This window comes from Sphingobacterium sp. MYb388 (genome assembly GCF_037479535.1).
GTDB classification, from domain to species: domain Bacteria; phylum Bacteroidota; class Bacteroidia; order Sphingobacteriales; family Sphingobacteriaceae; genus Sphingobacterium; species Sphingobacterium anhuiense.
In genome coordinates, this window is the sequence record NZ_JBBGYV010000002.1 from 992,304 (window position 1) to 1,017,535 (window position 25,232).

A 25,232-nucleotide genomic window follows, 5' to 3' on the forward strand; every position below is an offset into this window, starting at 1 on the left:
TAAAACTGTTTTATTTTGAGTTATCAATCTTTAAAAGAGTTTCTCAATTCGATTTGTGGGCAAGGTTTTTGTATCTTGATGATCTAATCGAATAAAAGGTTATGATGCAGCATTCAGCTAAAAAAATACAGCGTAGTTCTCATATCATTAGCGTACTTGCTAAATATGGATTTCGCGATATCTTAAACAGACTCCCCTGGAATACCGGTAAAACTTCTTTAGAAATAGGTGTTGATGTCGAGAATATTTCCGTTTACAGACGTATTCGAATGGCCTTGGAAGAGTTGGGGCCAGCATTTGTTAAGCTTGGGCAGTCTGCCTCTACACGCGAGGGTTTATTGCCACAAGAGCTTATTGAAGAATTGAAGTTTTTGGAAGATCGTGTTGATCCATTTAGCATTGATATCAAAAGTTATATTGAAGAGGAACTGGATATTATTTTTGATGATCATTTCGCTTCTATTGATCCAGAACCTTTTGCCGCCGCTTCTATTTCCCAGGTTTATAAGGCGAAACTCATGGATGGAAAAGATGTTGTTGTTAAAGTTCGTAGGCCTCAAGTCGATGAGATTCTGAAAACGGATTTATCTTTAATGCGAGATATTGCCCGGATTTTGGTAGGCTATAGTGAACCTTTGCACAACCTTAATTTACCATTAATTGTTGACTCTTTTGCAACCACCTTGGTTCAGGAAATTTCGCTGTTAAATGAACGTCATAACATAGAGCGTTTCGCCAAAAACTTTAAGGGCAACAGCAAAATCAGTGTTCCTAAAGTTTATCCGAAAATAAGTTCTGATCGTATCCTGACAATGGAATTTATGGACGGTGTTAAAGTGACGGATAAGGAGAAGTTGCAGTCTATGGGGCTTGATTTAGAGGAGATTGTAGATAATGGCATCAATCTTTATTTAGAACAGGTGATCGTACATGGTTTCTTTCATGGCGATCCTCATCCTGGTAATTTACTTGTGCTTCCAAATGGTAAACTAGCTTTTATTGATTTTGGAAATATGGGTAAATTGTTAGGTATAGACCGACAAAATTTAGAAGAGTTTATCCAGGCGGCAGTTTCTTCCAATGCGATGCATCTAGCTGATACGATAGAAGATGTGGCGGTTGTGAGTAATATTCCTGATCGTGCTAGATTTGAACGTTCTTTGTATGAGATTTTTGATCTGATTGATAACGTCTCATTGGGAGATATAAGTTTGGAGTCATTATTTGATAAATTATGGACGATCATTGGGGATAACCGTCTTTATTTTCCTGAATATATCTATCAGCTTATTCGAGGCATATCATTAATGGAGGGAATTGGCAGACAACTCAATCCAAACTTGAATATTATGAAGAGTATAAGACCGTTTGCAAACCGTATTATGCGGGAGCGAATGGATCCAAAATATTTATTTGAAAAAGGGAAGAATAAGGCTTTTTCTTTTGCTCGTGATATTGAAAAACTTCCTGATGATCTTAGAGGCTTATTTAGGCAAATAAAGCTTGGAAATTTCACGCTTAATCACCACTTGATCAGTGCTAAGTCATTTACCCAGATCTTAAGAAAAGGCGTTAACCGTATTGTAATCGGAATTATGGTTTTGTCCTTGAATATGCTTGCAGGTATGGTTATTATCGCGCATGTTGAGCCTAAATTTTTAGGAATTCCAGTTTGGGCATGGGTGTTTTTAGGAACTTCTTTTTCTTTATCGATTTATCTATTTATAGCTATGATACGTGCTAAAAATCGAGATTAGTCAATAGAGGTTAGACATGATATAAAATAATATGATACAAATAAATTTAGAAAATAAGGAAGCATTGGTTGGTGCCAGTTCTGGTGGTATAGGTTGCGCAATAGCACAACAATTAGCCTTACATGGTGCATCTGTCACTTTAATGGCTAGAAATGAAGAGAAGCTGAAAATTGCACTTGCTACATTAGATAGGAGTAGAGGACAGCAGCACCGTTATCTTGTCGTAGATTTTAATGATTTTGAAGAATACCAACGTGTAATATCCCAGTATTTTACTCATCATGTTGTTGATATATTGATTAATAATACCAATGGTCCGAAGGCCGGCACTATTGCAGATCAATCATTAGCAGACTATCAACGGGCATTTGACTTATTATTTAAGACTCACTGTTATACGACAGATCTGGCATTACCTCATATGAAAAGTGCGGGTTATGGGCGTATCATTAATGTTTCTTCGTTAACTGTAAAAGAGCCAATGTCAAATTTGGTATTATCGAACACAGTGCGTACGGCATTAATGAGCTGGAGCAAATCATTAGCGAAAGATGTTGCCGTTCATAATATAACAGTTAACAGTGTATTGACAGGTCTATTTGATACTGCGCGCATTCAATCATTGACACAGATGGATGCGGAGCGTCTAGATATACCGTATGAAGAGGCTTTGTCTTTGCGATTGAAGCAAGTTCCCATGAATAGATTGGGCAGACCCGAGGAGTACGGTTATCTTGTCGCCTTCATCTGTTCTGAGTATGCGAGCTACCTCACGGGATCCAATATTCCACTTGACGGTGGCATGATGAATGGATTTTAAAATAAAAGCCCTTAAGTATTTACTTAAGGGCTTTTATCTGTTTATTTTCTTAATTCAGTACGATTTCTGTATTTACTGTGATAGCCACATCTGCTGCGACAGCTTCAACCCCTGATGGTAATTTATCATTATATTTCATTCCGAAATCAAAGCGATTAATAGTAGTTTTCGCAGTGAAACCAGCCCGTGTCTTTCCCCAAGGATCAGTAATGATTCCTCCGTTCTGAGTAACGTCAAAAGTAACTTTCTTTGTCACATCTCTGATTGTTAGATCGGCGATTAATACATATTTTCCTTTTTTACCCTGTTTAAAAGAAACAGATTTTAATTTCATTGTTGGATATTTCTCTGCATTGAAAAAGTCATCTGATTTTAAATGGCCGTCACGAGCATCTATTCGTGTGTCAATACTGTTGACATCAATCGTGAAATCTAATTTTGCATTATCAAAACTTTCTTTGTTCGGAGCATCAATGGATCCGGATACTTTCGTGAATTCACCATCGACAAAGCTTATCCCTAAGTGATTTACATCAAATCTTGCGTTTGTATGTGCAGGATCTGCACTCCATTTTACTTGTGCTAAGGCGCCATTGATCATTAAGACTGTGGCTGCTACAATTTTCAATAAATTATTCATAATCTTTCTTTTTATCTTTTTTAACAGTAATCTTGTTCAAAATGTTTGTCGATAAACAAATAAATTGTTGTATTAACTTGTACAAAGATGACGAATAATGCTGTTTTAAAAATTGACCTACATCAATAAAATGTACTATTTTTTTGGTTTTAGGATCTGCCTTTTTAATCGGCTTAAAAACTCTTGTGTAACTCCGATATAAGATGCGAGCTGCAAATTAGATATTCTGGGGTATATTTTTGGATAACGTTTAATAAAATCCAGATAGCGCTCCTGCGCCGTAAATCCCAGAGCCGCAATGATGCGATGTTGTGATGCTACTTGAGCTCTTTGGGACATAATTCTGAATAGCCGTTCTACTTGAGTACAATTAGTGAAGAGTTTTTCTTTCTGTTCTCTCGAGATTATTAGTATTTCAGAATCTTCTAAAGCTTGAATATATAATTGAGCGGGTTCTTGATCATTGAAGCTGGCAATATCTGATATCCACCATTCTTCTATAGCGAAGTATAAAATATGTTCTTCTCCATTTGGAGTCAAATAGAAAATTTTAAAACAGCCTTTCTTTACAAATCCTTCAAAATTGCATATTTCCCCTGCCCGCAGAATGAAGCTCTTTTTTTTTACATGTGTTTGGGTGTAACTAGACGTGATCTGTTCAAGTTGTTCTTCTGTAACGGCTATTCTTTTTTTTATGTAATCCTTGAAAATGTCCATGAGATAATTAATTCTGAAATGATATTAACTAGAGACTTTAATAAAAGAAATTTCTTCTAAAGTATCAGAAATCCCAAATACTTTGTATCCATGTTGATGTAAAGAGTTTAATAACTCTTTTGTTTTTTCAATTCCATTATCAAAAAATCTTTCGTGTATTTCTAATAAAATCTGGCGGATCTCGATGGATGAATTTAGAATACTTTCTATGACGCAATATTCTGAGCCTTCAATATCCATTTTTAGCACATCGATGTAGCTATGGTTGTTTTCAGATACAATATCTATAAGTGATTTCATTTGTACTTCTACCATATTATTCTCATCAACATTTTGATGGTTAATGATGGAGCCGGAGACATGCTCTTTGTTTTTTGGTAAATTGAAATGGGTTATTCTGGTTTCCTTGTCCAATCCGAACGGATGAAAATGAAATTTGGGAGATAGATCTGATCGTTGCGCTATCCATTCAATTGATTTCGGTGTTGGGTCATAGCCATGGACATGGCAATTGTGCTTTTGTATAATGGCATCATCAAAAGAAGTGTCTTGTCCTATTCCAAAAGAGTATACAATCGCATCGGGATGCAGCAGATCTGGATTGACAAAAAATCCACCATAAGAATTTCCGTACCAAACATGTGGACATTTATGTTCGATCTTGAATGATGATATTTTTCCAGAAAGTATTTTATATTGCTTCTTCAACGTGTTGATTAGGCTTGGACTCATATAATTTGTATGTTTGATGGTGGTCGTAAGTTACGATAAAAATTAATTTTAATGATATTCTAATTAATTTAAGGGTGTTAGAAAACCGATTTTTGTTAATTTTTCTGACGCTGCCAATCCATTGGGATTGCAACCTAGTTTTCCTTCAGGAACTTCCAGTCCTTGTTTGTTATAAAAATCTTTCCAAAAGTTGTCTATTTCACCCGTAGCAGGATTGATGAAGGTCATGGGCTCTAAGGTAAAAATTTGAGATTTTCTAAAAGCTCTTTCGATAAAATCGGAACAATAGTAAGTGTTTTCATTTAAAATATAGCTCCAATTGTACGGTTTTCCCAGCATATTTTTTGCAGTTTTTATCGCTAGGGGTATAGCTTTCTGATATTCTTTTTTTAGTCTGTAAACGACTAAATTGTTTTGATTATTTTTTTGAGAATCATAAAAATCTTTTAAGTTTTGACGTATGGATCCATTTTTGGAACTTGCGTGTAAAACAAAAATAGAATCATGCTCAACTTCTAAGAGTCCAATGTGATCAAAAGAATTTTTTTTGTCACGTTGTGTCACACGGTTTATAGCTCCAGATAGATTTTCTTGTTCCGCCTCTACAAAGATAAGATCACCATTTTTAAGGTTTTTAGTTTCAACTTTTTGAGCAAAACAAAGTTGGGATAAAAGTATAACTAGGATGCTGAAGAATATTCTTTGTGCTTTCATGGCATAAATTTACATGCAATTTGATGTAAATAGAATCATTAGCTAAAAATAATTATGTAATGATAGAATGTTTGTATCTTTGCAAGATGGGAAAAATGTATAATGATGTGGTGGAATTATTGCCCGAATTGATTCATTGCTTCAATAATCATTTGATGTTTGATAGCTTAGAGGAGGAAGATGTAATTTCATTTCTTCCAATCGAAGATGAAGAAGTTGCGAAAGAATTTGTAGCTCATACAAATAAGGTATTATCCGACCACTTTGAAGTTGAGGATGGTGAATTATGTTATCCTGAAGACAGTTATTTGGATAAAATTGACAATCCTATTTTCTTTTGGAAGGATTATTTAGGATGCTTTTTTAATTTTGAATTGGTTGAGGATTTGTTGGATAGAGAAGATATAAGAGGAACAAGTTTTGGAACTTACCGAATTACCCATATTGCCTTTATTAACGAAGTAAATAAACGGATCAAAAAAAGAAGATTAAATGGAATAAACCTTGAGTATCGTGTTATTCCAACTCCTTTGGACAGCAATAAACATTGGAATCGTACATACGATAAAGAATTTTAATCAAATCATTATCTATCGTTTTAAACGTTCGCTAAGTACTGTTTTTTTAATGTTTTGTATTTAGTTTTTTGTAAATTGCCCTATTATTTTCTAAGCTATCAGAATAGCTAGCAGTATTCTTCTTGTTTAAATTCCGTTGAAATGAAATATATTTTATTCGTACTTCCAGTCATGGTTTTCATGAGTTGTTCCAATGCGCAACAAGATAAGCCATTAGAGCAGTTAGATAAAAAGTCTGCTCGTGAAGTGGTTTTAGTGACCGAAGTGAAGGGTGATTCAGTCCTGCATATTACTAAACAGCATATCTGGTTTAATGGAGAGCAAATTGCTTCTCAAAGTGATACGATCATTACAGCAAAGAAAGTGAATACCTGGAGTGTTGGGGATTCTGCTCAAACACTTAGTGAAGTTCCTATTTACGTAACCGTACAGTAATTATGAGAAAAAAAACATCTTCAGCGATTAAATTAGTATTAATTACTTCCGTTTTGGCCTCATGTGGAACTGCTCAGTCTCCTCCGGAGGATAAAAATAAACAGCGTGTTTTTATGCGTGCTGATTCTACTGCTCCTTATACAGAAGTTACAAATGATTATAAGGATCAGCATCGTACGGGAGGAGGTATGGGGTCTTCTCTTTTGTGGTTTATGGCCTTTAGACATCTTGGGGGAGGAATGGGATATGCGAACAATAATCTAAATCCCAGTTCTGTTTCTGGTACTAATGCTAAAAAATCTGCTGCATATCAAGCAAAGCGAGGTGGTTTTGGCAATACTGCTGCTTCTTCCCACTCTTCTTCTGTCGGTTCATAATGAAAATTAAACATCTTACGATTGATCCAAATTGGAAATCTAGATTAACGGCTATTGGATATGGTTATCATTCGGATCATGATGAACCTTACTGGATAGATAATTATTACTACGAAATCACTAGTAATGAAGCAGACACTATTTATCAAGCAACAGCTGAGGTTTGGGATATGTGTCTAAAAGCAGTTGAACATGTGATTGCAAATAAGCTTTACGCTTTATTTCATATTCCCGATCATATGGTACCTCATATCGAACAGTCGTGGGAAAGTGAATCTCCTTCAATTTATGGTCGTTTTGATTTTGCTTATGATAGCAGTAAAAGAAAATTAAAGTTACTGGAGTTTAATGCGGATACACCGACTTCTTTATTTGAGTGTGGCATTGTCCAGTGGTATTGGAAAAACCATTATTTTTCAGAATCAGTCGATCAGTTTAATAGCGTACATGAGCAATTGATCACTTCTTGGAAAGATATTAAACCTTATCTCAAAGGTGATATTTTGTATTTCACTTGTGCAAAGGAGACATTGGAGGATCTGACCAATGTAGAATATTTAAGAGATACGGCCACACAAGCTGGCATCCAAACACAATTGATCTACATCGACGATATTGGTTGGAATGGAAATTCATTTATTGATTTAGAGGGTGACTCGATCCAATCTATATTTAAATTGTATCCTTGGGAATGGATGGTACATGAGGAGTTTGGGCACCATATTCTCAATGATATCAATAAAACTCAATGGATAGAGCCTTCATGGAAAATGATACTGTCTAACAAAGCTATTTTACCCATATTATGGGATTTGTTTCCGCATCATGATAACTTATTGCCAGCTTATTTTGAAGAGCAGAGAACACTTAGGAATTACATTAAAAAACCTATTCTATCCAGGGAGGGTGCTAATATCGCAATGTATTATGATAAGGAGCTCATTTATTCAACATCTGGTGCATATGGACATGAAGGGTATATTTATCAAGAGCTGGCCACACTTCATAAAGAAGAATCGGGTTTTTCTATCATAGGCAGCTGGATTATTGGACAGGAACCGTGTGGTATAAGTTTTAGAGAATCGACTATGCCCATCACCACGGATAAGAGTCGATTTGTTCCGCATATCATTAAGCATTGATCAAAAATTGATGATCCTTTTTATCCCAAATAGACTATTTACTTTTTGGACATTCTAATTCCTGCTTTAAAGTCCGGAATATTTGTTCATATTCTTGGAACCGATGTTCTCTTATCGGCCGAATGTACGGTTCAGTTTTAAAGTATAGCAACATGCATGGTGCAATTTGTTTGTACTTCGGTACATACTCATATGTAATGAATTCTCCATTAGCAATACGCTGTTTTATTTTATTATGATAAGGATACATCTATTTATATTAGCAATATATTAAAATTACTTTTTTTTATTAAAAACAGCTATTATTCTTTGTTGAAAATTATATAAAAACAAAACTAATTTAGGTTTGTTGTAGCTATAAATCAATAAGAAAGGAATAATATTATGAACCTTATTCACAAAATTGAGCATTGGGGTGATACGCATCATCCGCAATGGATAGATTACCTACGGATTGCTGTAGGATTCTTAATTTTAATCAAAGGAATGAGCTTTGTTGGTGATCTAGATCGGGTTAGTTCTTTGGTGCAGCAAGTTAACTATACATTTTATATTTGGGGAGGGGTGCATTATATTGTTTTTGCCCAGATTGTCGGTGGGATGTTTATTATTTTTGGCTTCCAGACCAGGTTAGCTTGTCTAGTTCTTTTGCCGATCTTGTTTGGTGCTGTATTTTTTGTAAACTTAACGCATGGATTTAGTTTTCTTAATGGAGAATTATGGTTGTCCATTGTTGTTCTACTTTTGCTTATTTTATTTCTTGTTATGGGTTCGGGTAAATATTCATTAGATAATTTAATGAATAGACCTGGTTATGAGAGAAAGATTTAATATTGATTATATCAATTCAAAAAAAACCTCCTGCAATTCATGCAAGAGGTTTTTTTATTTTTTCCGTATAGAAAACTATTTTTTATTTTTTTCAATCCAAGTACGGGCATTTACAAATGCTTCTAACCAAGGTGTCACTTCATCTTGACGATCCTTCGGATAATTTGCCCAATTCCATTGGAATGTTGAGCGCTCAATATGTGGCATGGTTACCAAGTGACGACCAGTTTTGTCACAAAGCATAGCTGTATTATAATCAGAGTCATTAGGGTTTGCAGGGTACTGATCGTAAGCGTACTTAGCAACAATATTATATTGTGACTCTTCTTCAGGTAAATTGAATTTACCTTCACCATGTGAGATCCATACCCCTAATGTTGTACCAGCTAACGTTGATAACATGATCGAGTTGTTTTCTTGAACGGTAACGGATAAGAAATTAGATTCATGTTTCTGTGAAGTATTATGAAGTAATTTACCATGAACTCCGTGTTCTGGGTTGATTAATTCTAATTCCATAAACAATTGACAGCCGTTACAAATACCTACCGACATGGTGTCAGGACGTTTAAAGAAATTTTCTAATGCCGTTTTAGCTTTTTCATTGTACAAAAATGCACCAGCCCAACCTTTTGCAGAACCTAGAACATCAGAGTTCGAGAATCCCCCAACAGCACCAATAAATTGAATGTCTTCTAGTGTTTCACGTCCTGAAATTAAATCAGTCATGTGGACATCTTTTACATCAAATCCCGCTAAGAACATCGCATTTGCCATTTCGCGTTCAGAATTTGAACCCTTTTCACGAATGATAGCTGCTTTTGGTCTAGGTTTTGATTCGTCTATTGCAGGTTTCAACCCCGTGAAGTGATTTGGGAATACAAAATTCAATGGCTGATTTTTGTAATTATCATAACGAGCTTGAGCAGTTCCATTTTTAGATTGTTTTGAATCTAATAGGAAAGACGTTTTATACCAAGTATCACGAGTTTCTACAACATTGAAAGTAAACGTGTCAGCATTATTTTTGAAGGAAACTTCTGCACCTGAGATTGCTTCTCCAATCTTAACAGCATCAATACCAGCAGCGGCGAAAGTACTTTCAAATGTAGCGTCATCTTTTGCCTGTAAAACAACAGCAATGTTTTCATTGAATAGTGCTTTTACAGTATCTGCTTCACCTAAGCTTGATAAATCATAATTTGCAGCTAAGTTTACATCTGCAAATGTCAGTTCTAATAAAGTCGTAATTAAACCTCCTGAACCAATGTCATGACCAGCTTCAATTTGTCCAGCTTTTATTAAATCTTGAATCGTATTAAAAGCCGTTTTAAAATATGTTCCATCTTGAATGGTTGGAACTTCTTTACCAATCTTGTTTAAGATCTGAGCGAATGAAGAACCGCCTAATTTGAAACTATCTTTTGATAGATTGATATAGTATATAGAACCAGCATTTTTATTTAGCACAGGTTCTATAACCTTTGTAATATCCGTACAGTTACCAGCTGCAGAAACGATCAAAGTACCTGGAGCTATGACATTGTCACCGTTCGGGTATTTTTGTTTCATCGATAGTGAATCTTTTCCTGTAGGGATATTGATTCCTAATTCCAAAGCAAAATCTGAACATGCTTTGACAGCTTTATAAAGGCGAGCATCTTCACCCTCGTTGTTACAGGCCCACATCCAGTTTGCCGACAGTGATACACCTGCAAGACCATTTTTAATAGGAGCAAATACTAAGTTTGACAATGATTCGGCAATAGCCGTTCGACTTGCCGCTGCAGGGTCTATAATTGCTGCTACGGGGGAATGACCTACTGTAGTTGCTACACCTTCTTTACCTTTGTAATCTAATGCCATTACTCCCACGTTATTCAATGGTAATTGTAATGGACCAACACATTGTTGTTTAGCAACACGTCCGCCAACACAACGGTCAACTTTATTGGTTAACCAATCTTTAGAGGCTACTGCTTCTAATTGCAGCACTTGTTTTAGGTAAGTTGGGATATTTTCAGTGCTGTAATTTACATCTGCGTAATTTCTAACGACAGTTGTATCCTTCATAATTGTTTTGGGAGATGACCCGAAGAAATCTTCTAAGGCATAATCCATTGGTTTTTCACCGGTTGTTTTTGATTCGAAAGTGAAACGGTGATCTCCTGTTACATCGCCAACAGTGTACATTGGAGAGCGTTCGCGATCGGCAACGCGTTTTAACGTGTCAATATCTTTTTCACCGATCACTAATCCCATTCTTTCCTGAGATTCGTTACCGATAATTTCTTTTGCTGATAGGGTAGGATCACCTACAGGTAGTGCATCTAAATCAATTAGGCCGCCTGTTTCTTCTACTAGTTCTGAAAGGCAGTTTAAGTGACCTCCTGCACCATGATCATGAATAGATACAATTGGATTGTGATCGGATTCCACCATTCCACGAACTGCATTTGCGGCACGTTTTTGCATTTCTGGATTTGAACGTTGAATTGCATTTAATTCAATACCGGAACCGAAAGCTCCTGTATCAGCAGAAGAAACTGCTGCTCCCCCCATACCGATACGGTAATTTTCACCACCCAGTATAACGATCTTATCACCAATTTTTGGAGTATGTTTTTTTGCCTGGTTCAATTTACCATAGCCTATACCACCAGCCTGCATGATTACTTTGTCAAATCCTAATTTTCGGGCATCTTCTTCATGTTCGAATGTTAAGACCGATCCTGTTATTAAAGGCTGTCCAAATTTATTGCCAAAATCTGAAGCACCGTTGGAAGCTTTGATTAAAATGTCCATTGGAGTTTGGTATAACCATGGACGTTCTTCCATCGCTTGTTCCCAAGGACGGTTTTCTTCTAAGCGGGAGTAAGACGTCATATAAATCGCTGTTCCTGCTAAAGGTAATGATCCTTGTCCTCCAGCTAAACGGTCGCGAATTTCACCTCCTGAACCAGTTGCTGCTCCTGAGAAAGGTTCAACGGTAGTTGGGAAATTATGTGTTTCTGCTTTTACAGAAAGTACAGAGTCAAATTCTTTTTCTTCGTAAAAATCTGGCTTATCTGCAGATTGTGGTGCAAATTGGGTGATCCGTGGGCCTTTAACAAAAGCTACGTTATCTTTATATGCCGAAACGATTTCGTTGGGATTTGTTTCAGATGTTTTCTTAATCAATTTGAAAAGCGATGTCGGCTGTTCTTCGCCATCGATAATAAAAGTACCGTTGAATATTTTATGGCGACAGTGTTCTGAATTTGCTTGAGAGAAGGCAAATACTTCTGAGTCGGTTAACTTACGATCTAATTTTGTTGCTAAGTCCGAAAGATATTGAACTTCCTCAGGATTTAAAGAAAGACCTTCTTGTTTGTTATAAGCATCAATATCCTCAATTTCTAAAATAGATTCAGGAGCAATATTGATGGTATACATTTCTTGTGTCAATGACTCATATTTTTGAGAAATCATTGGGTCGAAATCGATAAAATCAGCTTGTGCCTTATGGAATTCTTCAATTCGAATAATCCCTTGAATACCCATGTTTTGGGTTATCTCTACGGCATTGGTACTCCATGGAGTAATCATAGCTGCACGAGGACCAACATAATAATCGTTTAAGGTTGCTTTTTCGATTTTGGTAGCGTTTCCAAATAGCCAGTTTAGTTTAGAGATATCATCGGTTGATAAATCTTGTAGGGTTTGCACACCGTAAACGATGTCGCTTGGGTTCACAAAGAAATGAATCATTATAACTGTAAGTTTTGAACGTTCTTCAAATTAAAATACAAATTTACGTTAATCCTTTGACTTATTAGGAATGAAAAGTGCTAAATAATCGTAAAAATATTTTTTACTCTTAAGCGGTTCATCTTTTGCTTGATCTCAACTTCTTTTTAATTTTTGAAGTACTTACGATTTTAAGTTTTATATGCTGTAAATGAGCTGCCCATACGTTTTCTTTTTTTATTACTTAAATATAGAAACTGAGCCAGTCTATAAAACTGAATTGGTTATTTACATACAAATTTTAATATTATAGGTAGTAATAAACTCTCAAGGGTAGAGGATAAAACGATAAATTTGCATGGATAAGACTGTAATTATATTGCGAATCAGAGCAAATTTATCTAAGTTTGTGCGTAAAATAAGATTCTAAAATGAATATTTCATATAAGTGGCTTAAAGATCATATCGATATTGATAAAAAACCAGAAGAGCTTTCTTTGATTCTAACTAACGTAGGATTAGAGGTTGAGGTTTTAGATGTGGTCCAAAGTATACCAGGAGGTTTAGAAGGGTTGGTCATAGGGGAAGTAAAATCATGCGAACAACATCCGAATGCAGATAAATTGAAAGTTACAACGGTTGATGTTGGTCAGCCCGAGTTGTTAAATATTGTCTGTGGAGCTCCAAATGTAGCAGTCGGTCAAAAAGTTATTGTTGCGACAGTTGGTTCAACAGTTCATCCAACTAGCGGTGAGCCTTTTAAGATCAATAAATCAAAAATCCGTGGTGAAGTTTCTGAAGGAATGCTCTGCGGGGAGGATGAAGTTGGTTTAGGCAATTCGCATGCAGGTATTGTAGAACTTCCTTCAGATGCTGAGGTTGGTACACTTGTCAAAGATTTTTATCAGATCGAAGATGACTACCGATATGAAATTGGTTTGACTCCGAATCGTGCAGATGCAGCTTCACATTTAGGTGTCGCTCGTGATATTGCCGCATATTTTAGATCTGAAATGAAGCAAATTGATCTTTCTAAATTTAAAGAAGGGTCTGGTGTCAATACAGAAGTAATTGTAGAAAATCATTCCGGCAGTCCAAGATATTCAGGAATTAATATTTCAGGTGTTAAAGTAACTGAATCCCCTGATTGGTTAAAGGAGCGTTTAAACGTTATCGGTATTCGTCCCATTAATAACATCGTTGATGTTACTAATTTTATATTACATGACTTGGGTCAGCCACTTCATGCTTTTGATCAAGATAAGATTGCAGGTAATAAAATTACTGTAAGACAAGCGAAACAAGATGAGATTTTTGTCACTTTAGATGGTTTTGAGCGTAAGCTTTCTGCTGAAGATCTTGTTATTGCCGATGCTGAGAAGCCAATGTGCATCGCTGGTGTTTTTGGTGGTGCTAATTCAGGCGTTTCAGAATCGACTACAAACATATTTTTAGAGTCAGCATATTTTAATGCAGTTTCAGTACGTAAAACAGCAAAGCGTCATCATCTGAAAACAGATTCTTCTTTCCGATATGAAAGAGGAACTGATCCAAATATTACCGTTAATGCCTTAAAAAAGGCGGCTATTCTGATTCAAGAGATCGCTGGTGGTGAGATCACTTCTAATATTACCGATATTTATCCTGCTGTTATAAATCCATTTGCTTTTAATGTCAATTACCATAATGTCCGTAAATTAATCGGTCAGGATATACCTAATGAGGAAATAAAATCAATTATAGTTGCCTTAGGTATCGGTATTGAAAAAGAATCGGCAGATAGTATTGATGTATTAGTTCCTGCTTATCGTGTTGATGTTACGCGTGAGGTGGATGTGATAGAAGAGGTTTTGCGTATCTACGGTTACAATAACGTCGCATTGAAACCACAGATAAAGTCATCTTTAAATACTTCAGAAAAACCTGATAAAGAGGTTGTTTTAAATCAACTAGCAGATTTGCTTATTGCAAATGGTTTTAGAGAAATTCTTTCGAATTCATTAACGAAGTTGGATTATGTAAATGATGAAGCGACCGCCGTTCGTTTGTGTAATCCATTAAGTTCTGATTTGGATACCATGAGACAAAATATGTTGTTTTCAGCTTTAACAGCAGTTTCTTATAATCAAAAGAGAAGAAATTCTGATTTGAAGGTTTTTGAAATTGGAAAAACATATTCGATCGATGGTGAGGGATATAAAGAGAAACAGCACTTGGCTATTGCTATTAGTGGAAAGTTGGAAGTTGAGCAATGGAACAATAGTAAGCAATCGGTAAATTTTTACAATCTGAAAGCGGTTGTCGATCTTATTTTGAAAAGATTGAAAATTGAAGGACTTCAGTTGGAAGATGCACCTACCGATCATTTCGCTTACGGATTAAGTTATATGAAGGGTACAAAACCTTTAGTAACTTTCGGAGCGGTATCTGATGTTGCTTTATCCAAAGCTGACGTCGATGGGCAAGTGTTTTTTGCTGATTTTGACTGGGATCAAATACTGAAGATCATCCGTAAAAATGTTATTAAGTTTAAAGAGGTATCTAAGTTTCCTGCTGTAAAACGTGATTTATCGTTGTTGATCGATGAAGCAGTTACGTTCAAACAATTGGAAACAATCGCGCATAAAACCGAACGTAAACTCTTAAAAGAGGTTAAAGTATTTGATGTTTATAAGGGAGACAAGATTCCTGCAGGCAAAAAATCATATGCTTTGAGTTTTATTATCGAGGATGAGGAAAAAACTTTAATGGACAAACAAATTGACGCAATAGTTCAAAAATTAATTCTTAACTTTGAGAAAGAAGTAAACGCAGAAGTGCGTGGTTAATTTGAATAATAACATTTAATTGTATAAATTTAGTATATGGCAGCATTATCTTCACAAATGAATATTATCGTTGAGAAAACGAAAAATTTGATTCAAATGTGCGAAGTCTTGCAAGAAGAAAATGATTTACTTAAATTAGAGGTTCAATCGCTTCAAGTCGCTTTCAATACGAGTAGCGATAAGAATAAGCAAATGGAGGAGCAAATGAAAGCAATGGCAGTTGCTCGTTCTCTTGATAGTTCTGAAGCCGATAAGGATGCAATTAATGAGAAAATACTTGACACAAAGCAAAAAATTAACGATTTTGTGCGAGAAATAGACAAATGTATTAGTTTGTTGAAGTAAGTGAAGAGTGTAGTACAAGGATAACTTACTAATACAACGTAAAGCTCAAATAACAATGGGAGAGATTTCCATCAAAATAAATATCGCTGATCGTGTGTATCCGCTACGTGTTGATACAGCAGAGGAGGAGATAATCCGCCATGCAGCGAAATTGATTAATGAAAAAGTAAAAGAGTTACAAGATAGCTATACTGTTCGTGATAAACAGGATTTATTGTCAATGTGCGTCCTTCAGTACGCAACAGGAATGTTGAAAGCTGAGCGACAAGTTCAAACACAAGATCAAGGTTTAGAGCAATCAGTTCATGAACTGGATCAGCTATTATCTAATTTCTTTACAAAATAATCGTTCTTTATAGCGCTTTACTAAACGAATTTGCCGCAGTTGAATTCGGGTTGTCACTATTTTAAACTTAACGCTTCAATATTACAGGCGAAAAAGATGTAGGTCATTTTGCGTAAGCCATCTGGACCATGATCATAGCCTAATCATATGATATAGAAGTTTAATAATATTAGATACCCGTTATTTAATTGCGGTTTTTTTTTGAAAATTATAAATAAATAAAATACATATAAACAATTAATATTACATGGACATCGCAATTTATATCATACTTTCTCTGATTGTTGGTATTGCAATTGGCCGTTATCTTTTAGCTCTTTTGTTTAGTAAACAAACAGCAGAAGCTCAAGAAAAGGTGAAAAGCATTATAAAAGAGGCAGATCAAGAAGCAGAACATCTGAAAAAGAAAAAGCTTTTAGAAGCTAAAGAGAAGTTTCTACAGCTAAAATCAGAGCATGAAAAAGAGGTCAGTCAGCGAAATAATACAATCAGTCAAAAGGAAAATACCTTACGCCAGAAGGAACAATCTGTCAATCAGAAGCTTGAGAATTTAAACCGCGAAAAACAAGAATTAGATGGAACCCGTAAACAGCTTGAAAAGCTTGTTGAAGTAAATGAAAGTAAGTCTGAGGAAGTCGAGCAGTTAAAGTTACAGCAGATTAAACAACTGGAAGGTATTGCTGGAGTTACAGCGGAAGAAGCTAAAAATCAACTGGTCGACTCTTTGCGTGAAGAGGCACGTTCACAAGCAATTAGCCAAATTAAAGATATCGTTGATGAAGCTAAATTGACAGCAACAAAAGAAGCTAAAAAAGTGGTCATCCAGACCATTCAACGTACGGCTACAGAATCTGCTATTGAGAACACGGTTTCTATTTTCAATATTGAGAATGATGAAATCAAGGGCCGTATTATTGGACGTGAGGGACGTAATATTCGTGCATTAGAAGCTGCTACTGGTGTTGAGATCATTGTTGATGATACCCCTGAAGCAATTATTTTATCGGGATTCGATCCTGTTCGTCGTGAAATCGCTCGTTTGGCTTTGCACCGTCTTGTGACAGATGGACGTATCCACCCTGCGCGTATTGAGGAGGTAGTTGCAAAGACACGTACACAGATAGAAGACGAAATTGTTGAAATAGGTGAACGTACAGCTATTGATCTTGGTATTCACGGTTTACACCCGGAATTGATCCGTATGGTCGGTCGTATGCGTTACCGTTCTTCTTATGGACAGAACTTGTTACAGCACTCCCGTGAGGTTGCAAATTTTGCAGCTACAATGGCAGCAGAGTTGGGGTTAAACGTTAAGCATGCAAAACGTGCTGGTCTTTTACATGATATTGGTAAAGTGCCTGATGATAATCCAGAATTGCCACATGCTATTTTGGGAATGCAACTGGCTGAAAAGTATAAAGAACATCCTGATGTTTGTAATGCTATCGGTGCTCACCATGATGAAGTTGAAATGACGGCAATGATTTCACCAATTGTACAAGCTTGTGATGCTATTTCAGGAGCTCGTCCTGGGGCTCGCCGTGAAGTCGTGGAGAGTTATATCAAACGACTAAAGGAGTTAGAAGATCTAGCATTATCTTATCCAGGCGTTGAAAAAACTTTCGCTATACAAGCCGGTCGTGAATTACGTGTTATTGTTGAAAGTGAAAAGATATCTGATGCACAGGCTGAGATTCTAGCCGCTGATATTTCAAACCGAATTCAGACTGAGATGACTTATCCAGGTCAAATTAAAGTAACTGTTATTCGTGAAATCCGTTCTGTCGCCTACGCGAAATAAAACGAGATTTTAAAAATATAGCTTAAAACTAAGGCTGTCTCATTTATTTGAGACAGCCTTAGTTTTTTTTAATGATTTGAGCTATATTTTGAGCTGTTAAGAGGATGTTTTTACTGTTATATATTCAAAGTAGCTCATTATTCTACGTAACATGGAAAGCAGGAGCATGTGATTGATCTTATCGCGGTATAGTTTGCGCACAAATCCTTCTGTTTATTTTATTTCACCATACTGCAAAGCAAAGTTGTTACATGGATTTTTCGTTTCGCTTGACTGAAAAATAAGCTCCCAAAGATGATTATGAAAAGATTCGAGTAAAAATAACACTTTCCGTAGGTGCAGAGAGTTTCTGCGAGGAGTACTTTGGGTTTTAACAGGGGGCTAAATAGTATTGCAACGTTACTTGTTTGTAAATCGTTTATTCTTAATAGTTAAATAGGGTTACCTTAAAAGCATGTTACGTAGCGATACTTAAAGGCCATCCCGAATTTTCAATATGCCGTGTCGCAATATGAACTACCCAGAGTATCGAAATGTATCGCCATAATGCACGATACTATGGCTATGGAGATAAACCAATCGGCCATAGCGCGTTGCTTTATTGCCTTTGCGCATCATGATTGACTAAAGGCGCATAGTCAGTCCGCCATATTGTGATATATGTAGGCGGGAGGGAGAAATCAATAAGCCATTGTGCTTTGCTTTACTGCGTTTACGCAAAATGATTTCTACATTTATCGTGTCGAAAGGTCCAAGGTTCCATTGTCTTTTATGTATTGTAGTCACTCTAAACTTAAATAGAGAACATCCTTGCATAAAGCATATGTTAAGATATTTTTGCTTCTGAGCGTGAAAATATCATCCCTTGCTATCTAGTCTCTAATAAGAAAAGCTGTCTCTTAAGTAATTTTTGAATATTTGTACCGTAATGAAAATAAGTGTTTTAGATTTCTTTTTGATCCTATTTAGTGATTAAGATGTATTATTGGCATTATATTCGGTTTTCAACAGAGTAGTTTTATTTAGAGACTGGCTTTTTTTGTTTTTAATCGCTATTTCGCCTTACTTTCAACTTTTATTTTTAGTATTTTTGCAGTTCATATTGCATAGCAACTATAACGCAGATCAGATGAAGAAAAAGCAACCGCCCGTTCAAGAAGTAAAAAGACCAGTTGATCAATATTTTGAGAATTTAAATGCAAATTTTCAGAATCCTACGAATCGAATTTTTCAAATTATTTTTTTACCGTTATTCTTTTTTGGTTTAATGGGACTGATTTGGATGATTCCATTTCCTCAATTTGATTTTTTGGTTAAATTGGGATGGCATACTTTTCTGAACTGGGGTTCATTTTTTATTGCCGTGCTTATCTATTATTATTTAAAGCTTTCTCCAACACTATCTTATGCTGTTTTACTATGTATAGGCATAATGAGTTATTTTATTGTGCAACTCGAATATATTGAGCGGGATGGTGGACCAAGTGTATTACTTGTTTCTGGAGTGATTACAGCAGTTTCTTTAGCTGCATTATGGTGGGGTAAGTCTAAAGAGAATAAAGCTATTTCATTAGGTGAATTTTGGACATTAATTTCCGTAGGTCCTATTTGGCTTTGGCATTTTGTTTTTAGAAAGGTTAAGCTAAAATATTAAAACTTATATAGTTATTTGGAAGCCTTGTTCTTTACTAAGAACAAGGCTTTTTTACATTATTAGAATTTGTAAGTAATACCAGCTCCTAGTATTTGTTTCACTTGTAGATCAGATTTTTTGCCTACTTGAACTCCATTTTCTATTTTAGGAAGTTTGGTGTTATCATCATATATTAACTGTACACCTGCATTTACTGTAATCCATTTGTTCACCTTCATATTTAGATTGGCCGTATAGTCAATATCTACATTTTGTGGCTTCTCTAAATAGTTGGAATAAAGTTTTAGGATATTTTCAAAAGTAACATTCTCCATAATTTGTGTTTTATAATAGGCATCAAATGAAGCACCAAATTCTACGCGTGTATTTTTTCCAGGATCCAGTCCATAATTTGGCGCTAGGCTATCATTCTTAACAATAACAAAGCGAACGGCTGCGGGAGACAAGTTAAATTTTAAATTATCTGATTTTTTATAAGCTATACCGGGACCAAAGCTTAAATAGGCAGGAGCAAAGGCCTCTGATAGCAATTTTTTATTTGCGGATGTATAATCATAACCCTTGGCAAATTGGGTGTTAAAATTAAGAAAAAAGGTGTACAGCCAATGTTCTTTAGCTTGGTAACCCAATAAACTGTTTAAAGATAATCGGTCGTCATTTTTTCTCCAATCTGTTTCCTTTTGAAAAGTTTGACCATAAGCTGCAATTACTTTATTATCCCAAGACCATTTTTCTTTTTTATAGTTGAAGTCATAATTTAAGATTATGTTGCCTGCGAAAGAATTGACTCCCCCGGCAGCCCAATTCGAGAATGAACTTTGGTTAATCAGAAATGTGTTCTCTCCATGCATGGTCCAATTCTTTGTCGAATCAACTTGTGCCTGACCTTTGTTAATTATTAGAAAGATGGCTGTAAACAATAAAAGTTTTATTTTATTCATATTTCATTTTTTTAAGTCTAAAAGCTTAAACACAAAGCCAACTTAGATTGTTTAGTTAAAGTCAATATTTTATTATTAAACAATCAAAAAAAACAACCTTTGTCTAGAAGAACACTGTTTTTTGCAAACAATATGATGTGTATTAAGAATCACTATTCTTAAAAAAGTAATTGCTCAGATCTAAATAGGAATTAGAAAAGGAGGTCATATGGAACTGTTTGTGATCAAGATGATTATTTGATTGTTGTGCTAGTTTTTTATTAGGGGAGAGGGTTTGGTCGTAATCCGATGTCTGAAAAATAGGATACAGATTGATGCATCATTTACTTGTGAGTCGATTTGGCAGCAGGTGTTAGGACTTTGATAGAAATAGGGTAGCTTTAACTGTTCCAAATCTAGCATATTAAACAAAGTTAATAGTTCGCTTGTTTAATAATTGGAACTTTTATTACAAAATAATCAAAAAATAAGTCATTTTTGTAGAAAGAGAATGATTTATGAAAATAACTTTGTTGTGCATTGGGAAGACAGATGATAAATATTTGATTGAAGGAATTGAAAAATACTTGAAACGATTAAAGTTTTATATAACCTTCAATCTCGTAGTTATTCCAGATATCAAGAATAGTAAAAATCTAACGAAAGAACAACAAAAGGAAAAGGAAGCACAACTTTTGCTGAAACATATTAATTCTTTGGATACTGTTGTTTTACTGGATGAGTTTGGGAGGGAGTATCGTTCTTTGGAATTTGCTTCTTATTTGGAAAAGAATATGATTCAGAGTACGCAGCATCTTATCTTTGTTATAGGAGGGCCTTATGGTTTTGATGATCAGATTTATCAGCGTGCTAATCAGAAAATATCATTATCAAAGATGACATTTTCGCATCAGATGATTCGTTTGTTTTTTGTTGAGCAGACCTATCGCGCATTTTCAATTTTAAAAGGTGAGCCTTATCATCACGAATAATTGTGGAATTAATATAATTTATGCATCAATTAAAGAAAGGAGTTACATATGTTACCAAGTAAAAGAGATTATCACTTTAAGAGCGATGATAATAATTCAGGAGTCACTAAGATTATTATTATTGTTTGTATTATTATTGTATTGCTTTTGGCTTATTTTGTCTAAACGATTTATAGCACGAACTTTTCACAAGAGGTTCTATTCTTCGTTTAGAGCCTCTTTTAGTTTTAGTGATTTGATTATAAATGCGTAGAGATCCTGTATAAAAGTATATATTTTCAATATAATTTTTGAAGCAATGTAAGTTCCTGCACTTAAGTGTCTGGACTTTTATTAAAACAAAATAGGCGATACCGGGAGTATCGCCATAAAATCACACTAACTATTAAAATACCTATAGAACTAGGAATTTGCAAAATTCAGTATACCAAAGTTTTACTTTTTTAAATCTGGAATAGTCTTAACAAAATAACTTATTAGGTTCCTTCTATAAAAGGTAATTTTTTTATTGGTATACGTAAATTTAATGTTTTTTTTTATAAATACAAATTTATTTTATATCCTTATAAAAAATATTCCATGCCATTTGGTCGGTTTTGAATGTTAGATTAATTTCTTTCAAGTTTTCTATTTTTACCCATCTAAAAGATTGCGCTTTACCATCTTCATATTCCTGGCCTTCAAAGTCAAATTCTTTTTTTGTGGTTCGGATCTGAATGGGGGTGCTGTTTTTGATTAAATAATATATTGAAATAATCTGACTGTCATTAAAGCTTGATTTTTCATAAAAATCAGTTGTATAGATGTGTGATAAGATTTCAATATCAAAGTTGCATTCTTCTTGATATTCTCTTTTTAGGGCATCAATAAGTCCTTCTCCGTATTCTAAACCACCTCCAGGAAATTTGGTGAACGATACATTTTCAGTTTTCTCATCGCTGATGAGTACTTCATTATCATCATTAATCAAAATTCCATATACTCTTACATTAAAAGGAAACATGTGCTATTATTTTATTTTTTTGATAAATCTTTAAGATAAATATTTTTGAATTCCACAGGCTGACCTTCGCTTTGCAAGGCTATAAATCCTTGTTTTAGCTTTTTGCCATCAATTTTTATTCTTGGGTCATACCTATTTGCCACTCCGCCACCTATCGTTGGCTGGCTATATTGAAGGACAGTATCCCCATTAATGATATGTGTTATCAATGAATCACCATGTACGATCAATTCTGCTTTGACCCATTGATCTCCATCATATGTTTTAGAGGTTGATTCTAGACAATGTGATTCCAATTTTTTTCCTTTATAGACGATATCTGTTCCTGGAGAACACATATTGCCGGTTGGTCTCGGGTTTCCATCGCTTAACCCTCCTAAAAATTGCATTTCAACTGAGATTGGCCAATCCTGCTCTTTAGGCATCGTTCTTGGATCTTGTGAATGAAACATAAGTCCGCTATTCCGTAAGGTATAGGATGGTGCACCCTTTTGTAAATCTCCATAGAATCGATATTCTAGCTTAACGTGATAATCTGAATAGGGCGTTTTATAATAAAGATGTCCATATTGCTCATTAAAATCACCATAGCTATCGTAATTGACTTGTATTACACCGTCTTTTACTCGGAAGGTATTGGCAAAGTTTACATCAACATCATGATGGTGTATTTTCACAATCCAATTATCAAGATTTCTTCCGTTGAACAGACTGATCCACCCGTTCTTATTTTGATTTTTTGAATGATGCTGTGTAGCACAGGCAGCAGACAGTGCTAATAAGCCGATCGGCAATATATATTTGAGTTTCATCATTATAAAGGCATAAAACCATTTTCAACTGTTTGCTCGTCTATACCCATGTAGGAATAATGCCTCGGTAAAAACCAAGATATAGATGCCATAATTTGTTTAAAATCTTGCTCAGTCTGAAACATAGCTGGTGTAATATTAAAAACTAAATCCTGACTTACCAAAGTTTCATCATCATAATTTCTTGCTATCAACATAATTTTGGGTTCTTTGATCCCCATGTTTACTAAGTATTCTCTCAAATTATGGCGTAAGTCTTTTGGTAGAATTGTTTCTGAAGGTTGTCCCACTAAGATTTTTTCATCTTTATCAATGTGAGCCTCTTCCGTTTTTTTTGAAAAAATAGACTCATCAGAATAGAATTCATTATTTAAGGAATAGTTGACTAGGTCACCATATGAGAAGATCCAGTCTGGTTGCTCTTGATGCGTATTAATAGCAAGCCCCATACCTTTTTTGAGAAGGAATGATTTCAATTTATGTTTGATCACAAAAGCTTGAAAATTTTGATCTTTCGGTGCATTTTCTAATTGAAAATAAGGATATCCATCAGGACCTATGATTAGTTCTGATGCTGCCAGCTGGAAGGTTGACTCACCTATGTTGTCTAAAAATTCTGCTACCCATTTTTCATCACGTTCTTTAAACGGAATCTCCAGTAAAGAATTAATATTGATAGTTTTTGAAAGATCCCCTAGCAGATTTTCATTTGAGTTTTCACTGTCGTTAAATAAATGTACCGTACTCATATTAAATTTCGATCATTATGATAATTAGTAAAAATAGACATTTTATTAGGAATGGGATATAAGGATGTGCAACAATTTCGATTCCTTATTTTTTTTTCTTCTTAGCTGTTTTGACTTGACTTGTGGAAATCATTTGTTCCCAGGTTAATATATAAGGGTGCTGGTCGTTTATTTTTATTTGTCTATTTAATGATAATTGTAATTGGATCCACTTGTTATTGTCTTGTGCGTCGCAAAAGGTATAAGCTTTACCTGTTGTCATACTTCTTCCTGTTCTCCCAATTCTATGCGTGTATAAGGAATCACTATCCGGGACTTCGTAATTTATTACCATGGGAAGGTTTTCGATATCTACTCCTCTAGCCAGTAGGTCTGTGGCAACAAGTATCTGAATTTCTTTTGATTTAAAAGCCGTTAATAGTTGCGTTCTATTTTTCTGCGCTTTATCTGCGTAAAGCCCTTCGGCGACAATTCCTTCTTTTTTTAAATCCGCTACGATACGATCTACTGCATGTGTTGTTCTGCTAAAGATCAGTATCTGTTCTTCCGGGTTTAACTCGATTAAGTACTTGATCAGATTTTTTTTATTGGTTCTGTCTACATAAAATACACTTTCTTCGATCGTGCATTTCTTCACTTCCTTTTCTATTTCAATTTTAATTGGATTTTTCAACGTTTTATTCACAATTTTCAAAATATCTTTAGGAAGTGTAGCTGAAAAGTAAAGGCTTTGTTTTTTATTTGGTAAATGCTTTAAAATTTGATTTACTTCTTTAATAAAACCTAGCTGTAATAACTGATCAAACTCATCTATAACCAGCGTTTTAATAGTATTACATGTAATTTTCCCTTGGTCAATAAGATCTAAGATACGGCCAGGGGTCGCTATAAGTATAGTAGGACTTTGCAATAGTCCTGCTAGCTGCATATCATAAGCCTGTCCTCCAACAAGTGTGATGGTTGTAACGGGGTAGCTTTGAATGAGCTTATTTATACGGCTTTGTGTTTGCAACGCTAATTCTCTTGTAGGATTTAATATAAGTGTCTGCTCCTGTAATGTAATTTCTTGTGTGAAATAGCGATGTAAGATGGGTATTGTAAACGCTTCGGTTTTTCCTGTTCCTGTAGGAGCAATCGCAATAAGATCTTTTTTATTTAGTATATGAGGAATCACAAGTTCTTGAACGGATGTCAGGATTGTGAATCCTGATTGCTCTAAGATGGATAAAAGACTTGAATGAATATTAAGATCTTGAAATTTCAAAGTTTTGATGTTTTATTTTACCAAAGATAAGATTTAGTGACTAAAT

The 25,232-nt window shown here is 35.0% G+C and carries 23 protein-coding genes; 13 read left to right on the plus strand and 10 right to left on the minus strand.

Translation table 11 applies throughout. The features are described from left to right. Window positions 1–101 precede the first annotated feature (101 nt). Window positions 102–1,757: an ABC1 kinase family protein gene (locus tag WH188_RS09920; RefSeq protein WP_168127441.1), complete on the plus strand. Its 1,656-nt coding sequence runs from the start codon at window positions 102–104 to the stop codon at window positions 1,755–1,757. A 31-nt stretch (window positions 1,758–1,788) separates the two neighbouring features. After that, window positions 1,789–2,577 carry an SDR family oxidoreductase gene (locus WH188_RS09925; RefSeq protein WP_206368487.1) on the plus strand — a complete coding sequence of 263 codons (789 nt, stop codon included), beginning with the start codon at window positions 1,789–1,791 and terminating at the stop codon, window positions 2,575–2,577. A gap of 49 nt (window positions 2,578–2,626) precedes the next feature. Here WH188_RS09925 and WH188_RS09930 read toward each other — a convergent pair whose 3' ends face one another. The 4 genes from WH188_RS09930 to WH188_RS09945 form a co-directional block, all read right to left on the minus strand. Continuing rightward, complete coding sequence (locus WH188_RS09930) at window positions 2,627–3,217, minus strand: YceI family protein (protein WP_132770128.1); 591 nt, start codon at window positions 3,215–3,217, stop codon at window positions 2,627–2,629. Window positions 3,218–3,352: 135 nt separating this feature from the next. Next, a complete protein-coding gene (locus tag WH188_RS09935) occupies window positions 3,353–3,934 on the minus strand; it encodes a Crp/Fnr family transcriptional regulator (RefSeq protein WP_132770126.1) in 582 nt (193 codons plus the stop codon). Between the two features lie 24 nt (window positions 3,935–3,958). Then, the gene (locus tag WH188_RS09940; RefSeq protein WP_132770124.1) at window positions 3,959–4,666 is read right to left on the minus strand and encodes an FkbM family methyltransferase; all 708 of its coding nucleotides are present in this window, start codon (window positions 4,664–4,666) and stop codon (window positions 3,959–3,961) included. A gap of 63 nt (window positions 4,667–4,729) precedes the next feature. Further along, window positions 4,730–5,380 (minus strand): YiiX/YebB-like N1pC/P60 family cysteine hydrolase, encoded by a 651-nt coding sequence (locus tag WH188_RS09945; protein WP_132770122.1) that lies wholly within the window; start codon window positions 5,378–5,380, stop codon window positions 4,730–4,732. 86 nt (window positions 5,381–5,466) lie between these two features. On the opposite strand from WH188_RS09945, the gene WH188_RS09950 reads away from it, so the two are divergent. The 5 genes from WH188_RS09950 to WH188_RS09970 all read left to right on the plus strand — a co-directional run bounded on the left by WH188_RS09950 (window position 5,467) and on the right by WH188_RS09970 (window position 8,743). Continuing rightward, window positions 5,467–5,958: a hypothetical protein gene (locus WH188_RS09950; RefSeq protein ID WP_021191216.1), complete on the plus strand. Its 492-nt coding sequence runs from the start codon at window positions 5,467–5,469 to the stop codon at window positions 5,956–5,958. A gap of 141 nt (window positions 5,959–6,099) precedes the next feature. Next, a complete protein-coding gene (locus tag WH188_RS09955; protein WP_021191215.1) occupies window positions 6,100–6,393 on the plus strand; it encodes a hypothetical protein in 294 nt (97 codons plus the stop codon). Window positions 6,394–6,395: 2 nt separating this feature from the next. Beyond that, window positions 6,396–6,770 carry a hypothetical protein gene (locus WH188_RS09960; protein WP_132770120.1) on the plus strand — a complete coding sequence of 125 codons (375 nt, stop codon included), beginning with the start codon at window positions 6,396–6,398 and terminating at the stop codon, window positions 6,768–6,770. Further along, window positions 6,770–7,912, plus strand: a complete 1,143-nt coding sequence (locus WH188_RS09965; RefSeq protein ID WP_132770117.1) for a glutathionylspermidine synthase family protein — start codon at window positions 6,770–6,772, stop codon at window positions 7,910–7,912. Before WH188_RS09960 ends, WH188_RS09965 begins: the two co-directional genes overlap by 1 nt. Window positions 7,913–8,296: 384 nt before the next feature. After that, complete coding sequence (locus WH188_RS09970) at window positions 8,297–8,743, plus strand: DoxX family protein (protein ID WP_132772605.1); 447 nt, start codon at window positions 8,297–8,299, stop codon at window positions 8,741–8,743. A gap of 75 nt (window positions 8,744–8,818) precedes the next feature. Here the strand turns inward: WH188_RS09970 and purL are convergent, their stop codons facing one another. Beyond that, window positions 8,819–12,493, minus strand: coding sequence for a phosphoribosylformylglycinamidine synthase (gene purL / locus WH188_RS09975; protein WP_168127442.1), 3,675 nt, complete (start codon window positions 12,491–12,493; stop codon window positions 8,819–8,821). Between the two features lie 410 nt (window positions 12,494–12,903). On the opposite strand from purL, the gene pheT reads away from it, so the two are divergent. The 5 genes from pheT to WH188_RS10000 all read left to right on the plus strand — a co-directional run bounded on the left by pheT (window position 12,904) and on the right by WH188_RS10000 (window position 19,446). After that, a complete protein-coding gene (gene pheT, locus WH188_RS09980; RefSeq protein ID WP_168127443.1) occupies window positions 12,904–15,300 on the plus strand; it encodes a phenylalanine--tRNA ligase subunit beta in 2,397 nt (798 codons plus the stop codon). A gap of 36 nt (window positions 15,301–15,336) precedes the next feature. Beyond that, window positions 15,337–15,645 carry a hypothetical protein gene (locus WH188_RS09985; RefSeq protein WP_021191211.1) on the plus strand — a complete coding sequence of 103 codons (309 nt, stop codon included), beginning with the start codon at window positions 15,337–15,339 and terminating at the stop codon, window positions 15,643–15,645. A gap of 55 nt (window positions 15,646–15,700) precedes the next feature. Next, window positions 15,701–15,991, plus strand: a complete 291-nt coding sequence (locus WH188_RS09990; protein ID WP_021191210.1) for a cell division protein ZapA — start codon at window positions 15,701–15,703, stop codon at window positions 15,989–15,991. 247 nt (window positions 15,992–16,238) lie between these two features. Next, the gene (gene rny / locus WH188_RS09995; RefSeq protein WP_132772610.1) at window positions 16,239–17,792 is read left to right on the plus strand and encodes a ribonuclease Y; all 1,554 of its coding nucleotides are present in this window, start codon (window positions 16,239–16,241) and stop codon (window positions 17,790–17,792) included. 1,129 nt (window positions 17,793–18,921) lie between these two features. Beyond that, entirely contained in the window at window positions 18,922–19,446 is a 525-nt protein-coding gene (locus WH188_RS10000) for a hypothetical protein (protein WP_031289036.1), read from the plus strand. Between the two features lie 59 nt (window positions 19,447–19,505). Here the strand turns inward: WH188_RS10000 and WH188_RS10005 are convergent, their stop codons facing one another. Beyond that, complete coding sequence (locus WH188_RS10005; protein WP_168127444.1) at window positions 19,506–20,387, minus strand: DUF3078 domain-containing protein; 882 nt, start codon at window positions 20,385–20,387, stop codon at window positions 19,506–19,508. A gap of 497 nt (window positions 20,388–20,884) precedes the next feature. Here WH188_RS10005 and rlmH point away from each other — a divergent pair, with 497 nt between their 5' ends. Further along, the gene (gene rlmH, locus WH188_RS10010; protein ID WP_132842155.1) at window positions 20,885–21,358 is read left to right on the plus strand and encodes a 23S rRNA (pseudouridine(1915)-N(3))-methyltransferase RlmH; all 474 of its coding nucleotides are present in this window, start codon (window positions 20,885–20,887) and stop codon (window positions 21,356–21,358) included. A 550-nt stretch (window positions 21,359–21,908) separates the two neighbouring features. Here rlmH and WH188_RS10015 read toward each other — a convergent pair. The 4 genes from WH188_RS10015 to WH188_RS10030 all read right to left on the minus strand — a co-directional run bounded on the left by WH188_RS10015 (window position 21,909) and on the right by WH188_RS10030 (window position 25,186). After that, window positions 21,909–22,361, minus strand: a complete 453-nt coding sequence (locus WH188_RS10015; protein ID WP_021191207.1) for an NUDIX domain-containing protein — start codon at window positions 22,359–22,361, stop codon at window positions 21,909–21,911. Window positions 22,362–22,372: 11 nt separating this feature from the next. Beyond that, on the minus strand, window positions 22,373–23,176 hold the full coding sequence (locus tag WH188_RS10020; RefSeq protein ID WP_237682805.1) for a 3-keto-disaccharide hydrolase: 804 nt from the start codon (window positions 23,174–23,176) through the stop codon (window positions 22,373–22,375). After that, window positions 23,176–23,922 carry a hypothetical protein gene (locus tag WH188_RS10025; RefSeq protein ID WP_132772619.1) on the minus strand — a complete coding sequence of 249 codons (747 nt, stop codon included), beginning with the start codon at window positions 23,920–23,922 and terminating at the stop codon, window positions 23,176–23,178. The genes WH188_RS10020 and WH188_RS10025 overlap by 1 nt, the downstream gene beginning before the upstream one ends. An 85-nt stretch (window positions 23,923–24,007) precedes the next feature. Then, a complete protein-coding gene (locus WH188_RS10030; protein WP_168127445.1) occupies window positions 24,008–25,186 on the minus strand; it encodes a DEAD/DEAH box helicase in 1,179 nt (392 codons plus the stop codon). Window positions 25,187–25,232 lie beyond the last annotated feature (46 nt).

Excerpts from the sequence above, each read along its gene's own strand:
- WH188_RS09950 (WP_021191216.1), top strand. The coding sequence starts at position 5,467 with ATGGGAAAAATGTATAATGATGTGGTGGAATTATTGCCCGAATTGATT.
- WH188_RS09985 (WP_021191211.1), top strand. The coding sequence starts at position 15,337 with ATGGCAGCATTATCTTCACAAATGAATATTATCGTTGAGAAAACGAAA.
- WH188_RS09925 (WP_206368487.1), top strand. The coding sequence starts at position 1,789 with ATGATACAAATAAATTTAGAAAATAAGGAAGCATTGGTTGGTGCCAGT.
- WH188_RS10020 (WP_237682805.1), bottom strand. The coding sequence starts at position 23,176 with ATGATGAAACTCAAATATATATTGCCGATCGGCTTATTAGCACTGTCT.
- pheT (WP_168127443.1), top strand. The coding sequence starts at position 12,904 with ATGAATATTTCATATAAGTGGCTTAAAGATCATATCGATATTGATAAA.
- WH188_RS09990 (WP_021191210.1), top strand. The coding sequence starts at position 15,701 with ATGGGAGAGATTTCCATCAAAATAAATATCGCTGATCGTGTGTATCCG.
- WH188_RS09960 (WP_132770120.1), top strand. The coding sequence starts at position 6,396 with ATGAGAAAAAAAACATCTTCAGCGATTAAATTAGTATTAATTACTTCC.
- WH188_RS10015 (WP_021191207.1), bottom strand. The coding sequence starts at position 22,361 with ATGTTTCCTTTTAATGTAAGAGTATATGGAATTTTGATTAATGATGAT.
- purL (WP_168127442.1), bottom strand. The coding sequence starts at position 12,493 with ATGATTCATTTCTTTGTGAACCCAAGCGACATCGTTTACGGTGTGCAA.
- WH188_RS09940 (WP_132770124.1), bottom strand. The coding sequence starts at position 4,666 with ATGAGTCCAAGCCTAATCAACACGTTGAAGAAGCAATATAAAATACTT.
- WH188_RS09930 (WP_132770128.1), bottom strand. The coding sequence starts at position 3,217 with ATGAATAATTTATTGAAAATTGTAGCAGCCACAGTCTTAATGATCAAT.
- WH188_RS09945 (WP_132770122.1), bottom strand. The coding sequence starts at position 5,380 with ATGAAAGCACAAAGAATATTCTTCAGCATCCTAGTTATACTTTTATCC.
- WH188_RS10005 (WP_168127444.1), bottom strand. The coding sequence starts at position 20,387 with ATGAATAAAATAAAACTTTTATTGTTTACAGCCATCTTTCTAATAATT.
- WH188_RS09955 (WP_021191215.1), top strand. The coding sequence starts at position 6,100 with ATGAAATATATTTTATTCGTACTTCCAGTCATGGTTTTCATGAGTTGT.
- rlmH (WP_132842155.1), top strand. The coding sequence starts at position 20,885 with ATGAAAATAACTTTGTTGTGCATTGGGAAGACAGATGATAAATATTTG.
- WH188_RS09970 (WP_132772605.1), top strand. The coding sequence starts at position 8,297 with ATGAACCTTATTCACAAAATTGAGCATTGGGGTGATACGCATCATCCG.
- WH188_RS09920 (WP_168127441.1), top strand. The coding sequence starts at position 102 with ATGATGCAGCATTCAGCTAAAAAAATACAGCGTAGTTCTCATATCATT.
- rny (WP_132772610.1), top strand. The coding sequence starts at position 16,239 with ATGGACATCGCAATTTATATCATACTTTCTCTGATTGTTGGTATTGCA.
- WH188_RS10025 (WP_132772619.1), bottom strand. The coding sequence starts at position 23,922 with ATGAGTACGGTACATTTATTTAACGACAGTGAAAACTCAAATGAAAAT.
- WH188_RS10000 (WP_031289036.1), top strand. The coding sequence starts at position 18,922 with ATGAAGAAAAAGCAACCGCCCGTTCAAGAAGTAAAAAGACCAGTTGAT.
- WH188_RS09965 (WP_132770117.1), top strand. The coding sequence starts at position 6,770 with ATGAAAATTAAACATCTTACGATTGATCCAAATTGGAAATCTAGATTA.
- WH188_RS09935 (WP_132770126.1), bottom strand. The coding sequence starts at position 3,934 with ATGGACATTTTCAAGGATTACATAAAAAAAAGAATAGCCGTTACAGAA.